Annotated in this window: 16 protein-coding genes; 6 read left to right on the forward strand and 10 right to left on the reverse strand. The window is 33.3% G+C overall.

Going from position 1 to position 12,420, the window contains the following annotated elements; translation table 11 throughout:
- Nucleotides 1-62: 62 nt before the first annotated feature.
- On the reverse strand, nucleotides 63-671 hold the full coding sequence (locus tag HMPREF2571_RS00485; RefSeq protein WP_013991324.1) for an NUDIX hydrolase: 609 nt from the start codon (nucleotides 669-671) through the stop codon (nucleotides 63-65).
- 162 nt (nucleotides 672-833) lie between these two features.
- Between HMPREF2571_RS00485 and HMPREF2571_RS00490 the strand changes: the two genes are divergently transcribed.
- The 3 genes from HMPREF2571_RS00490 to HMPREF2571_RS00500 are packed head-to-tail and all read left to right on the forward strand — an operon-like array spanning nucleotide 834 to nucleotide 2,573.
- Complete coding sequence (locus HMPREF2571_RS00490) at nucleotides 834-1,160, forward strand: PadR family transcriptional regulator (RefSeq protein ID WP_013991325.1); 327 nt, start codon at nucleotides 834-836, stop codon at nucleotides 1,158-1,160.
- Nucleotides 1,147-1,731 carry a DUF1700 domain-containing protein gene (locus HMPREF2571_RS00495; protein WP_013991326.1) on the forward strand — a complete coding sequence of 195 codons (585 nt, stop codon included), beginning with the start codon at nucleotides 1,147-1,149 and terminating at the stop codon, nucleotides 1,729-1,731. Before HMPREF2571_RS00490 ends, HMPREF2571_RS00495 begins: the two co-directional genes overlap by 14 nt.
- A complete protein-coding gene (locus HMPREF2571_RS00500) occupies nucleotides 1,728-2,573 on the forward strand; it encodes a DUF4097 family beta strand repeat-containing protein (RefSeq protein ID WP_013991327.1) in 846 nt (281 codons plus the stop codon). Before HMPREF2571_RS00495 ends, HMPREF2571_RS00500 begins: the two co-directional genes overlap by 4 nt.
- 37 nt (nucleotides 2,574-2,610) lie before the next feature.
- Here HMPREF2571_RS00500 and HMPREF2571_RS00505 read toward each other — a convergent pair whose 3' ends face one another.
- On the reverse strand, nucleotides 2,611-4,980 hold the full coding sequence (locus tag HMPREF2571_RS00505) for a YhgE/Pip domain-containing protein (protein WP_070846949.1): 2,370 nt from the start codon (nucleotides 4,978-4,980) through the stop codon (nucleotides 2,611-2,613).
- 128 nt (nucleotides 4,981-5,108) lie between these two features.
- Between HMPREF2571_RS00505 and HMPREF2571_RS00510 the strand changes: the two genes are divergently transcribed.
- Entirely contained in the window at nucleotides 5,109-5,648 is a 540-nt protein-coding gene (locus tag HMPREF2571_RS00510; protein WP_002885702.1) for a TetR/AcrR family transcriptional regulator, read from the forward strand.
- A gap of 76 nt (nucleotides 5,649-5,724) precedes the next feature.
- On the opposite strand, the gene HMPREF2571_RS00515 is transcribed toward HMPREF2571_RS00510, so the two are convergent.
- Nucleotides 5,725-6,087, reverse strand: a complete 363-nt coding sequence (locus HMPREF2571_RS00515; RefSeq protein ID WP_013991329.1) for a DUF1304 domain-containing protein — start codon at nucleotides 6,085-6,087, stop codon at nucleotides 5,725-5,727.
- Between the two features lie 115 nt (nucleotides 6,088-6,202).
- Between HMPREF2571_RS00515 and HMPREF2571_RS00520 the strand changes: the two genes are divergently transcribed.
- The gene (locus tag HMPREF2571_RS00520; RefSeq protein WP_002885644.1) at nucleotides 6,203-6,391 is read left to right on the forward strand and encodes a hypothetical protein; all 189 of its coding nucleotides are present in this window, start codon (nucleotides 6,203-6,205) and stop codon (nucleotides 6,389-6,391) included.
- Nucleotides 6,392-7,038: 647 nt separating this feature from the next.
- Here HMPREF2571_RS00520 and HMPREF2571_RS00525 read toward each other — a convergent pair.
- The 7 genes from HMPREF2571_RS00525 to HMPREF2571_RS00555 form a co-directional block, all read right to left on the reverse strand.
- A complete protein-coding gene (locus tag HMPREF2571_RS00525) occupies nucleotides 7,039-7,725 on the reverse strand; it encodes a DUF3800 domain-containing protein (protein ID WP_070846950.1) in 687 nt (228 codons plus the stop codon).
- A 320-nt stretch (nucleotides 7,726-8,045) separates the two neighbouring features.
- Entirely contained in the window at nucleotides 8,046-8,645 is a 600-nt protein-coding gene (locus tag HMPREF2571_RS00530) for a DUF2207 domain-containing protein (protein ID WP_070846952.1), read from the reverse strand.
- A 2-nt stretch (nucleotides 8,646-8,647) separates the two neighbouring features.
- Entirely contained in the window at nucleotides 8,648-9,709 is a 1,062-nt protein-coding gene (locus HMPREF2571_RS00535) for an SPFH domain-containing protein (protein WP_070846954.1), read from the reverse strand.
- Between the two features lie 573 nt (nucleotides 9,710-10,282).
- Complete coding sequence (locus HMPREF2571_RS00540) at nucleotides 10,283-10,753, reverse strand: hypothetical protein (RefSeq protein ID WP_176745581.1); 471 nt, start codon at nucleotides 10,751-10,753, stop codon at nucleotides 10,283-10,285.
- Nucleotides 10,743-11,018 (reverse strand): transcriptional regulator, encoded by a 276-nt coding sequence (locus tag HMPREF2571_RS00545; protein ID WP_070846958.1) that lies wholly within the window; start codon nucleotides 11,016-11,018, stop codon nucleotides 10,743-10,745. The genes HMPREF2571_RS00540 and HMPREF2571_RS00545 overlap by 11 nt, the downstream gene beginning before the upstream one ends.
- 228 nt (nucleotides 11,019-11,246) lie before the next feature.
- A complete protein-coding gene (locus HMPREF2571_RS00550; protein ID WP_070846960.1) occupies nucleotides 11,247-11,528 on the reverse strand; it encodes a hypothetical protein in 282 nt (93 codons plus the stop codon).
- 16 nt (nucleotides 11,529-11,544) lie between these two features.
- Nucleotides 11,545-11,727, reverse strand: a complete 183-nt coding sequence (locus HMPREF2571_RS00555) for a hypothetical protein (protein ID WP_003094720.1) — start codon at nucleotides 11,725-11,727, stop codon at nucleotides 11,545-11,547.
- A gap of 166 nt (nucleotides 11,728-11,893) precedes the next feature.
- Between HMPREF2571_RS00555 and HMPREF2571_RS00560 the strand changes: the two genes are divergently transcribed.
- Entirely contained in the window at nucleotides 11,894-12,379 is a 486-nt protein-coding gene (locus HMPREF2571_RS00560; RefSeq protein ID WP_003093519.1) for a helix-turn-helix transcriptional regulator, read from the forward strand.
- Nucleotides 12,380-12,420 lie beyond the last annotated feature (41 nt).

A 12,420-nucleotide genomic window follows, 5' to 3' on the forward strand; every position in this document is an offset into this window, starting at 1 on the left:
CATCAAAAACGATGTTTGTCTTCATTCTGAAAGATCAACAATAATATGTTGATCTTTTATTTTTACTCTAAATCTTTCAGAATGTCTGTAAACCTATGCGTAAACATAGCTGTCATTCCCCATATATTTTCTGTCAAGTTTCTGTAAAAAGGAATATGACGTTCACTATACCCAAAATTGTATTTTTCTCTGTTTTTTACCAGGAAAAATGGGAAATCTTTCGCATCACTCAAGATAGAAGTCACTTTATAATAAATCGGATCCCCTGTCAACAAGGTGTCAACATAAACTGTAAACAACCGTTTCACTTCTTCATTCGGATGAATATCCTCCCAATTTTCTATATTTATCTTTCCAACAAAGCAATGGGTGGTTCTCCCCTGATGAATCAGATAATCAATCTCTCCCCAAATGTCAATTTGATCAGGAATTAAGTTTAGTTCCTCACAAGTTTCTCGTATAGCAGCTTCTTTAAAAGTCTCACCGTCTTCGACACGCCCACCTGGAAAAGAGACCTCACCTGGTTGAGAAATATGCTCACTTCGTACTTGGTAAAGGATTTGATACTTATCAGTTTTTACATCATATATCAAGGGTAAGAGCACTGCATAGCGTCCTTTCTCCCCTAGTGGTTTCGGCTCGTAATGAGCTAGTTTATCTTTAATAGTCATAAGAACTCCTTGACTTCATATTATCATAAAAAAGAAGTTATCCCTATTATATAAAATTTTTATATATAAAATATTGACATATCTTTCTAAAAGAGATACACTCAATGTGTAAAATAATTATATATAATTTTTATACATATCCTAAAAGTAAAGGAGCAAACTATGTATTTTCCAACATCGTCAATCCTAATAGAATTCTTAATATTAGCTATTATTAATCAAGAAGACTCTTATGGCTATGAGATTAGTCAAACCATAAAGCTTGCGGCTAATATCAAGGAGTCAACACTTTATCCTATTCTAAAAAAGCTTGAAAAAGCAGGCTATATGACCACCTATAGCCAAGCGTATCAAGGGCGTAAACGTAAATATTACAGTATTACCCAAGAGGGAAAAAATCAACTTCAATTTCTTAATGAAGAATGGTTAACCTATAAAGAAACTCTGGATGGTATTGTAGAAGGGAGATTAAGACATGACAAGGACTGAATATATAGCCAAATTAACAAAATATCTACGAAAATTACCACAAAAGGACTACGAAGAGGCCCTCGAATATTTCATGGAATATTTTGAAGAGGCCGGACCTGAAAATGAAGCTCAGGTTATTGCAGAATTGGGTACACCTAAGGAAGCAGCACATGAAGTCATTAGTCGTCTTCTAGACGAAAAGATTATTGAGGATAAGAGTAGCTTACGTAATAAAACAACTATCCTCTGGATTGCGATTCTAGCTGTTTTAGCCAGTCCAGTCGCCTTACCAATTCTACTATTCTTCCTAGCTATGCTATTGACACTTCTTTTGATCATTTTTGCAGTCATAGTGACTGCCTTAGCTCTTACTTTTGCCTTGCTCATTAGTGGTGTTTACACTTTCTTTACAAGCTTCTCTCTCTTAAATGTTTCACTAGCTTCAACACTGTTTGGAGTGGGTCTAGGTCTATTGATATTTGGAGGAGCACTCTTACTGCTTTTGATTTCATTTGAAATCTGTAAACTTATTGTAAAGCTAATTACCCTATTGATTAAATGGCTCATCAAGAAAGGAAGAAAATCATGAAAACTTGGAAAAAGATTGTCCTCGGAGTGTCTCTTATCTCTCTATTTTTAGGAGGAGGATTAGTAGCTTGGGGTTATAGCCAAGGTGGCTTAACAGATTTACAAAATAAAACTATAAGTGAGCAAGATTATGTCAAGAAAGAAGTTAAGGACTTCAATAAAATTGATATTAAAAGTAGTAGCTACAATGTGCTTATAAAAAATGGTGACGTTGACAAAGCAACGCTTTCTTACTACCAAAAAACAAAAAATCCAATTGACACATCTGTAAAGGATGGTCAATTGACTATCAATGATAACAACTCTGAATTAGATTCAACTTCTAACAAACATATTAACTTTTTCGGATTAAAAGATTTAGTAAGGCTTTCTATTCTCAACGAGGAAGTCAGAAATAAAACCATTGTCATTACACTCCCTAAAAAACAAACGATTGATTTTTTAAAGGTTGATTTAGCAACTGGAAATCTAGATTTAAGTAATAGCACTATCAAACAAGCAGACATCAATCTAAATGTCGGGGACCTAACTTTTACTAAAATGATTGTCAGCAACCTAAAAGCTAATCTTGATGTTGGTAGTGTTGATAGTTATCATACACTTTTTACTAACTCAGATTTATCTATTGCAATGGGAGATTACTCTGGAGATAACCTGATTTTCAATAGTCACAATAAACTTGATGTTACATCCGGTAATATTGAAATAGCTCTTAAAGATTACACGCTCAATGTTCAAGCCGATAGTCATTCAGGAGAGGTGGACATCACAAATAACCTTAAGATTTCAAAGGATAACACACTAACCATTACCTCAGACCTCGGTGATATAACTGTTGAATAACATAAAAAGCCAGCTCACATTAGAGCTGGCCTTTAGTTTATTCATTTTCAGACTTTGGTCTATAAATAATAATACCTACAACTACAAAAATAAGTAAGAAAATGAATAACATACGTACTTGATCTGAGATCTGTCCTGTCATTGAAATAGTTTGACGAAGACCTGATACCGAGTAGGACATTGGTAAGAATGGTTGGACGACCTTAAAGAACTTAGGACTAAGTTCAATTGGATAAGTCCCTGCACTAGAACCTAGCTGCAAAAGGAGCATAATCATGGAAGCAAATGCACCATATCTATCATCCCAACCCACAAGGGCTGTAACAAGCGCCATTAAAGTCCATGCTGCAAGGAGAATCATACCAAATGTAGCTAATGGATGATTTGGTTCAACTCCCACAAATCGAATGGCAATATAAAGGGCAATTGCAGCCAAAGTCGTAATGATACCATTGATAAAGAACTTATTCTTAGCCCAATCAAAGCGGCTCGTAAAGTTCCTTCCTGTCAAGCTCTTAGCAAAGATAACATTAGTTGAAAGAGCGACAACCATAAGAGAAACAGAAATCATATATGGAGCCATCCCCACACCATTAGTGTCAACCTTATCCTTATCAGTTTTCTTCTCTTTAAGCGGAGCACTAACCATTTTTGCATTGTCTGAGTTTACAGAAACAAGAGATAGTTGCTGATTAGCCTTATTTAATGAATCAGACAATGTGGAAAGGTTAGTTGACAAACTTGTCAACCCATTTGTTAAGGTATTTCCTCCAGTTGCTAATTGTTGAGCTCCTGTATTGAGAGCACTTGTACCACTCTGAAGAGTAGCAAAACCAGTCATTAAACTACTACTGTTAGCATCTAGAGTTTGAGCACCACTGGCAATCGTTGACACTGCACCAGTATAAGTTGACAAACCAGTTGAAAGTGCACTTGCACCTGTTGCTAGAGTATTTTGAGCGGTTGATACACCTGAAGCCACTTGAGTTGCTCCTGGTGATAATTGATTGACAAGTACTGAATTGACATTAGCAATATTAGCTTGCATTGATGATACCGTTGATGAAGCTACAGGGAGAAGAGCATTCGCCGAACTTGCAATGCCTGAAATAGACGTTTGTAGAGAAGCCAAACTACTTGAATCTCCGCTACTAGTTGTTGTCGTACCTGTCAAGCTAGATAAAGCAGTTGACATACTTGACACATCAGATGCAATAGTTGAAGCATAACTACTAGCTGTAGAGCCTGCATTACTAATTGCCGATGTAATCTCTGCTTGTTGATCTGCGGTCAAGCTTTGATAAGCAGCTGTTCCTTGTACCGCAGCCAAATCATTTGCTTTATCAGTTGCACTAGCTGTAGCTATAGAGCTAGCTGCAGAAGAAATATTTGAAAGATAAGTCGCTATTGAACTTGTATCTACTGATGTTGTTGATGTTCCACTTGGTAATGATGTGTTACTTATCGCTGTATTAAGATTTTGAATTGCTGTATTTAAATCAGTTAAATTAGTTGATAGGGTTGACAACTGTGCTTGCTGTTCTTCAGATAAACTTGTTGCTGTAGCCATTTGACTGAGCGCTGTTGACAACGAATCTGCACCTGTAACTAAGGTATTCATGGCCTCTGCTCCTGATACAAATTGACCTGCAGCAGAATTAACAGCCTCAGAGTTCGCATTTAACTGTGACAAAGCGCCTGACAAAGTTGACACACCTGAAGTATAGGCAGACGCGCCTGAACTCAAGGTATCAACACCTGTAGCCAATGTTTGTGTAGATCCAGCAAGAGTTCCTAAGCCATTTGATAAGGTCTGACTCCCTGACTGAAGTGCGCCTGCACCTGCATATAATTGCCTAGCCCCATTCGCTGCAGTTCCCATACCACCCTGAAGTTGAGACATACTCCTAAAGACAGCTCCAACATAAGTTGATGTAATATTTTTAGAAACAGTATCCTTCAACTTAGACATGGCAGAATCGCTCATTTTTGAAGAAACGAAGCTATGTCCTGCTGTTGTTTGATAAGAAATTTCCAGTTTCTTAGGATCATTTGTCAAAAGACTTGCTGCATTACTTGAGAGGTTTTCTGGAAAAGTGATTACCATATAGTAATCACCATCCTCAATTCCTTTTTGGGCTTCATTTTCAGTCACAAAGTGATAGTCTAGATTTTTGTTTTTAGACATATTGTCTACCATATCATGACCAATATTCAGAATCTTATTCTGGAAACTAGCACTCTTATCTTTGTTCACTACTGCCACTGGTAAGTGTTTGACATTACCATAAGGATTCCACATAGAAGACAAAAAGATTAGATTATATAAAGCAGGTATCAATGAGACACCAATAATTGTTATCCAGAGCTTTGGACTTTTAAGAAGAGCCTTTAATTCTGCTAACATATTTCTCCTTTTTAGACATTGTGTTTATTTTTATGATATAATCAATTATAAACTCATTTACCTGAAAATCAATGTTAAACAATCGATTTTTGGACACATAGTCTAAAAGTGTATAAAAGGAGATTTGTATGTCAAAAGATCAAAGACGCGCGCAAACAAAAAAAGCTCTTTTAGATGCTTTAGTAATATGTCTTGAAGACCAAGATTTCAATGATATTACTACCATTCGTCTGGTTCAAACAGCTGGGATTAGCCGTTCGAGTTTTTATACCCACTACAAAGATAAGTATGAAATGATTGATAGTTATCAGAAAGAGCTTTTCCACAAGCTAGAGTATATCTTCGATAAATATGAAGGAAAGAAAGAGGGAGCCTTTCTCGAAATCTTTGAATTTCTCACTCGTGAAAAGCTCCTATCAGCTCTATTGTCTACCAATGGATCAAAAGAAATTCAAGATTTTCTGATACATAAACTTCAGCGTATGATAGCTGAGGACTTCATTGATCCCACTGCTGAAGAAAGAGCTCTTAAAGGATTCGAGAAAGACTATGCCAGTATTTATTTTGCACATGCTATTTTTGGTGCTTGTCAAGCCTGGATAAATAAAGGTAAAAAAGAATCACCTCAAGAAATGACAGACTTTCTTCTACGATTTATTCCACAATAAAATCACTTCAAAAGCATAAAAAAGCTGCAAACCATTTCAATAGTTAAAGCAGCTTTTTTCTTTTACAATAAAATCCTTAAAATAAGGAAATGATAAGTGAAAGCAAGGTCAAAATTGCGGGTCCGCCTTGCGTTAAAATAATTTTCTTATTGGCAGTTATAGCACCATAAATAGCAGCAAAGAAAACATTGAGTACAAAAACAGTTACAAGTAACTGACTATTTGTAAAAATCCCATATAAGAGGAATATAGCAATCAAACCATTGTAAATCCCTTGATTTTTAAATAAGTTTGTAATAGAATCACGTTGAAGTTCTTCTTTGCTCATATTGAAAACACGACTAGTCGTGTCTGAATGTGTCGCAAAAGTTTCCAAATACATGATATAGAGATGCTCCAAAGCAACAATCCCAGCTAAAATTAGTGTAATAATAGACATAGTAGCCTCCTTCTTAAATAACTTTGACAGTATATCAAAAGTGAACCTTTAAAACAACATGCATGCTTCATACAATTTGAAATATGGTAAAATAAAGAATGAAAGAGAGGTTCTTATGACAAAGACAGAAGTAATCCAACGTCTCCAAAAAGATCTGGGAATTCCTAGATTTCAGGCTTATATAGAGGATAAAGATTACTCCGAAGAGGAGTACGACCAACTAAAAAAAGATTTTGAAGCCTATTTCACCAACTACGTTTCAAATGTTTCAGCAGATTTTGAAGGCGGATTGGATAATAAATAATTTATACCTCAAAATCATCTATTATCATATTACGCCCCCTAGTCACTTGTATTAGACTAGGGACTTTTTTTATTAGAAAACAAACTTGTAACTAAACAAATAACTGAACAAACTCAAAAATCAATGATTTAAGATAAACAAAAAAGCCCATAACAACGGGCTTTTTGCAAAATGAATTTTAAAATTAAAGCATTTTGTTGTATTACTTAAAAACGATTACTTATATTCATCTTTGGTGTCCTTAATCCTTATTACATAAGCTTTTATGTCAAATATAAGTACCCTAACAATCATTAAAGCTCCTTAGTTGTTCCACAAAAAGGGGAACAAATTTGGACATATTTCAATGAGTTTAGCAGGCAAGAAATCAGTACCTTTCTAGGTGCTTTTTTGTAGATATTTTACCCTATAATTATGGATTCCAGTAATATATATTGAATCAACTTTTTCATTACAGCTACAATGTTTTTATTGTTAAGTTCCTAAATAATTCATTAACAAAAAAAGCACCTCACGGTGCTTTCCCATCTGAGTGCGACGTACTTAACATACGCTTAATTGCTTTAATCACAGTTCAGATGTTTGAACAGTGTACATATACCTGTAATTGTATTATACGCAATACCTATTACTTTTTCAAGCAAAAACTACGGTAAATATAAAAAAATATGATTAGGTATCCGCCTTAGTTTACTCTTCTGTTTCTCATAAGAGTTCCATATTCTATTAGCTAAGATATCTGCAGCCTGTATTAAGTAATCATTTTCAGATACACATGATTTAGTATGAACCATAAATTTTCCCTCTAAAATTGGAGGGTAATATGTTCCATAATTGAAATTAGTGATACCATACTTCAATTCTTCTAAGATACCATCTCCCAGTCCGTATAAACCATTAGTAGCAAAACCTTGCTGGTCAATGTTCACAAACAGTTCAATATCATCATTCTTACTAATTATTTCTTGCTCTATTAATTTTTTAAATAAGTTTTTTACTACTCTTTTGAGAGCATAGTCCTTAAAGCGCTGACGTGATTTTTTATCCATCATTATACTTGATTGAATACTTGATAATTCCACTGTCACAGAAAAGCTAATTTCACCTTTGAGAACCTTAAAAAGAGCATCTTTATGCTTCCTCTCAATTTTTGAAGCTTTTAGTTCCCCCTCAATACCTTTAGACTGTTTTATTTTAGTATTAAGGGAACGATAGCGTTTTTTAGCAGATATCTTATCTTCATCAGAAATAAAACAAAAACCTGCATAAACAAAATAATTATGGTTGGAGTGAAATACTCCTGAATCATCTATAAAAATTGAAATTTTTTTCAATTACTTGTCCTCGTCTTTTATCTATAAAGCTAATTATATCACAGCAATCCACCAAAATATAATCTAAAAAACATGATTTGTTTTATTTTCTATAGCTTGTAACTTTTTGTTTCTCATCCTATTTATCTTTTCTATTATCCTCAAACTCTCTAATCTTTCATAAATTAGCATGTAAAAAACAGTACACTAGTAAAGGTACTGTTTTCTTTAGATATTGATAGGATTACCAAAATTCATTTGCAAAGTTGTTATAACGGTAGCTACAAAATTTTCAGATATATAGTTATGATTCATAAAAAAGAGATATAACAACTATTGTTTCACTGCAATACCGTTCCACAAAAATCACATTCTTTTGTTTGACCAATAATCTCATTAGTAGCACCACAGTTAGGACAGAGCACGCGCCTTGCATCTTGTAAAATTACTTCTCCAATTAATGGTGAAGTAATTAGACGTCTAGAGTGATTGATGTATGTCTTCTCCAAAATTCCTCGGTTAATAAGAAATTCAATATCTGAAACTACAGTCTCATATGGATAACCAAGTGATGCCGAAATAGCATCCAATGAACCATTTTTACTATCAGCAATACAAGCAAAATAATTCGGTAAACGTTTATACATTGGCATTCTTGTAAGTTCAATAATTATCAATACCAATCCAACTACAGTAAATACTATACTTATAAGAATAGTAATCCAATTAAATGCTATAGCTAAAACACTTAGTCCCCAAAATATAATCAAACCACCAATAATTGCGAATATGCCTTTTAGATTTCTCGATTCATATTTTTTTTGAACTTTTAAGAGCATATCTGCCTTTTCTTTAGAAAAAAGATTAAATCCAAGAGACTGCCCCAAGTCTTTCATATTACCTGTTACTTCTGTTACTTTATTTTTCAAATCATCTAGCATTTTTATCCTCCTTGTAGATTTTGTCCACAGTTTGAACAGAATTTCATTCCCAGTTCAACTTTTTGCTGACATTGAGGACATGATAAATCTTGTTTTTGCCCACATTCTAGGCAAAATTTAGCTTCAATTTGTAAAGGTGTATGACATCTAATACAATTCTTAGTCGTTTGATTATCTACCTGAGAATTGAGAGTTTGAGAAAGGCTTGCAAAGTTATTTACCATATTTCCACCAAGACCTACACCCATTGCCATTCCTAAGCCTGCACCCATAATAGAACTTGCATCTGAACCTGTGTTTTTAGCAGCACCCTCCAATGTATCAAATGAGCGTTCTTGATGATAATCATATCCTAAAAGATTCATCTCGGCACGTTTTGAAAGCGCTGATTTTAATTGCTTAACTCCTTCATCAATCTCTGGAACACTGATATCATTAATATAGAAACTGATTAAACTAATACCGTAGTCCTCCAAGAAAGGATGAAGGTCAGCCTTTAGGAAGTTTGACAAATCATTCAAATGAGCATTTATTTCCAAAATACCAACATTTTTCTTTACAAGATATGAGGCAATAGTATCCTTTACTTTAGTAACATAAACTCCTCTAAAAAAATTAGTAACATTCGTAGCATTGAATACCGACAACGTTCCAACAAATTTTCTTAAAAACTTTTCTGAATCTGTGATTCTAATACCAAAAATACCATTAGCTCTGACTGGAGCAAAGATACCAAATTTAGGGTCTTGTAGTTGAATAGGTGAAGGAGTACCCCACTTAATATCTAGGCTATAAGCCTTATTAACATACCAAACCTCTGCCTTAAATGGTGACTCTCCACCAAAAGGAAGATTGATAATATTATTAAGAATTGGAATGTTTGCTGTTGTCAGTCTATACCTTCCTGCTTTAAAAATGTCTGCAAATTGTCCATCTTTCACTAAGATAGCTTCTTGAGACTCATTCACAATCAGTTGTGTAAAGGTACTAAGCTCATCACTTGGAAATTTCCAAGCAAATACATTTGGACCACCATTGTATTTTACAACATCAATTAAAGCCAAATTAAAATTCCTCCAAAATTAATTTATACAACCATACACTAAAAACCTTTTATATAAGCCATATTATGCTATTCTATCAAAATATAAAAGTTCTCAACAATATCATAATCTTGTATTGTCTAATAATTCGATTTATATGACAGAAATATTATAGCACAAAAGTTCTATAAATAGAATATTATGTAAAAAAGTTCCTATTCTAACTCCACTGATATTATAATTAACTAAAGGATAAAAGTAAGATGAATAAAGCAATCTATATTTGTTTATGATAATTATAACTTGAACAGAAACTATCATAAGAAAATTTATCGTAGATGTAATACTATCTATTAAATGCATGGTATAGTTAGAGAACTACAATTCCTTGTAGCTGTATCAAATCATCTCAAAGCAAAATTTTTTAGAAGTATTCAATAATGAAATAACAACCCTACCTATCAAATAAGTAGAGCTGTTTATATTTTGAACCATTGCACAACCTGTAGTTTATTATTTTCATAAATTCTACTGCTTAGACATGAGAGCTACATAAAGGTACAGATAAAATATATTGTTTTTAGTTTTGAAAACTCATTTAGCATTACTAAATTTTATCTTAAAACTAGTTTCACTTGTATCATCTTGCTTTTTCTTACTCTTATTTTGAATTTTATTATCTTTATTTATATTAGCCACGTCATTGCTATGCAAGTTACATGACTTTTCAGAGTTAGTGTTAGAACTTGAACACTCAGTTTCTGCAAGGAGGTTATGATAGATACTTGGATGATACCTTCTACCATCAATACTATTCTGCTCTCTGAAATCAACCACATAATAAACCAGTTCATTATTTAATTTCCTAATAAAGCGAGACTTCTCAAGTAAATCTAAGATATCCTCCCCCAAGCTCAAAAGTCTGAGATGAGGGAAGGCCTCTGTGATACCATCATCATCAGTATGTTGTAACATATGGAAGTACAAAACCTGTGCTTCTATTGGTAAAGTTAAAAAACGTTGTGAAGCTGTGATTGTTTTGCTCATCATTCTCCTATTTCCCATAATACCCTCCCAAAAATTGTAAAATATCAGTTTTTTTGTAGTAAATCTTTCGACTATCAACTATAGGTGGCTTGTATCTTTTTAAACCTGCTTTTTCCCATTCTGTTAAAGTTTTACGTCCTATTTGCAACTCTTCTTGTACTTGTTTAGGTGACATTAATCCCAATGTACTTTTGTGAGTTTCATAGTTATCTAAAAATGTAGAAACCAACTCAAGTATAGTTACTTTGATTTCTATTTCGCTTTCTCTACTTAAAGTAAACATACTACCTCCTTATATTTTTATCTTATAATAGCTTGCCTGCTGTTGTTATAATACGTTATTTGCTATAATCTAATTCTAGAGCTGTCATTACTTATGTCTCACTGAATAAGTAATGACTTTTTTTGTCCAATTTTCTGAACGATATAGATTGACAACCCTCTTTCTATAAGGTAATTAGGATATTAACTATATAATCCTAAATTTCACCTATTTCTAGAGTAACTTTTATTAATTATTCGATTTTAAACGATTAACTAAATCACTTTTTTCTTTACTAGATAACCGTTTTCTAACTTTTATAGAGGGGTTAAATGCAAATCTCTCCAAATCAGAAAGCTTTGCAACAATAGAGATTACCTTGCCATCCTCCTCCTCCTTTTCAATCCACTCAAAATAATCCTCTTTTTTAAGAAACTTGTTGATATGCTTTCTAACATTAGTTTGAATGCTCCAAGAATTCTCTTGTTCAGAAAATAATATAACTGTTTCTCTCTCTTCTTTAAAATACAATGTAAAACTCCTCCTCTTAATCTACTAACCATTCCATAACAGAATGATAAATCCGTTTTGACGTATCATAGTTACCTTGCTCAATTTTAGCAAGAGTTCTACGGTCAACATTTAGTACACTTGCAAGCTGTGTTTTCGTCAAACATTCAACTGCTCTTTTTTTGCGTACAGTAACTGCCATATTTTCAGAAATTAGCATATAGCTTCACCTCCTCTCTTTGAATCCAGACATTTTATGTCCGAACACGAGAAAAGTATAGTACGTTTTTTGTCCATTGTCAAGATTTTTTTGAACATAAATGGACTTTTTTTGTCCGTAAAAGACATTTTATGGTATAATATGTACCAAATAGAGAGGTGATTTGATGAATAATCTTAAAAAATTGAGACAAAGCATAGGTTTATCACAAAATGAACTTGCTAAAATCTTTAATGTTTCTGAAAAGACTATACTTAGATGGGAAAAAGGTCTCACAGATATAAAGTCTACAAAAGCTGAACAACTCGCAAAGTATTTTGAAGTATCTGTTCCTTACCTCCTTGGATTTAGTAATTATAAGAATAAATTCGAAGTTGAGATTGATAATGAAAATGGAATTCTTGATAATAAATTTTTAGAAAGAATAATTGAGGTAGTTGGTGAAGAGAGTATCCCAATTATCGAAAAAAATTACATAGAGGATTCAAACTCACCTGAACCTGATTATAGCGAATTAGCTTCATTACGGAATGCTGTGGTTAGCCTTCAGAACACTGATGAGGAAAAACTCTTATTGCATTTCGCTATTCTGTCAGAGAGTGATAAATCATTAGTTCTAGATTTAATTGGTAGATTATCCAATACTAGATAATAAAATCTAGCTATTATATAAACCTTAAACTAGCTTGCCTG

The sequence above is a fragment of the Streptococcus sp. HMSC068F04 genome, from assembly GCF_001837455.1.
In the GTDB taxonomy this organism is placed as follows: domain Bacteria; phylum Bacillota; class Bacilli; order Lactobacillales; family Streptococcaceae; genus Streptococcus; species Streptococcus salivarius_D.

What these genes read in the sequence shown, in the direction of transcription:
- HMPREF2571_RS00495 (WP_013991326.1), top strand. Translation starts at nt 1,147, where the DNA reads ATGACAAGGACTGAATATATAGCCAAATTAACAAAATATCTACGAAAA.
- HMPREF2571_RS00510 (WP_002885702.1), top strand. Translation starts at nt 5,109, where the DNA reads ATGTCAAAAGATCAAAGACGCGCGCAAACAAAAAAAGCTCTTTTAGAT.
- HMPREF2571_RS00515 (WP_013991329.1), bottom strand. Translation starts at nt 6,087, where the DNA reads ATGTCTATTATTACACTAATTTTAGCTGGGATTGTTGCTTTGGAGCAT.
- HMPREF2571_RS00555 (WP_003094720.1), bottom strand. Translation starts at nt 11,727, where the DNA reads ATGCTAATTTCTGAAAATATGGCAGTTACTGTACGCAAAAAAAGAGCA.
- HMPREF2571_RS00545 (WP_070846958.1), bottom strand. Translation starts at nt 11,018, where the DNA reads ATGTTTACTTTAAGTAGAGAAAGCGAAATAGAAATCAAAGTAACTATA.
- HMPREF2571_RS00485 (WP_013991324.1), bottom strand. Translation starts at nt 671, where the DNA reads ATGACTATTAAAGATAAACTAGCTCATTACGAGCCGAAACCACTAGGG.
- HMPREF2571_RS00490 (WP_013991325.1), top strand. Translation starts at nt 834, where the DNA reads ATGTATTTTCCAACATCGTCAATCCTAATAGAATTCTTAATATTAGCT.
- HMPREF2571_RS00500 (WP_013991327.1), top strand. Translation starts at nt 1,728, where the DNA reads ATGAAAACTTGGAAAAAGATTGTCCTCGGAGTGTCTCTTATCTCTCTA.
- HMPREF2571_RS00540 (WP_176745581.1), bottom strand. Translation starts at nt 10,753, where the DNA reads ATGGGAAATAGGAGAATGATGAGCAAAACAATCACAGCTTCACAACGT.
- HMPREF2571_RS00520 (WP_002885644.1), top strand. Translation starts at nt 6,203, where the DNA reads ATGACAAAGACAGAAGTAATCCAACGTCTCCAAAAAGATCTGGGAATT.
- HMPREF2571_RS00505 (WP_070846949.1), bottom strand. Translation starts at nt 4,980, where the DNA reads ATGTTAGCAGAATTAAAGGCTCTTCTTAAAAGTCCAAAGCTCTGGATA.
- HMPREF2571_RS00530 (WP_070846952.1), bottom strand. Translation starts at nt 8,645, where the DNA reads ATGCTAGATGATTTGAAAAATAAAGTAACAGAAGTAACAGGTAATATG.
- HMPREF2571_RS00560 (WP_003093519.1), top strand. Translation starts at nt 11,894, where the DNA reads ATGAATAATCTTAAAAAATTGAGACAAAGCATAGGTTTATCACAAAAT.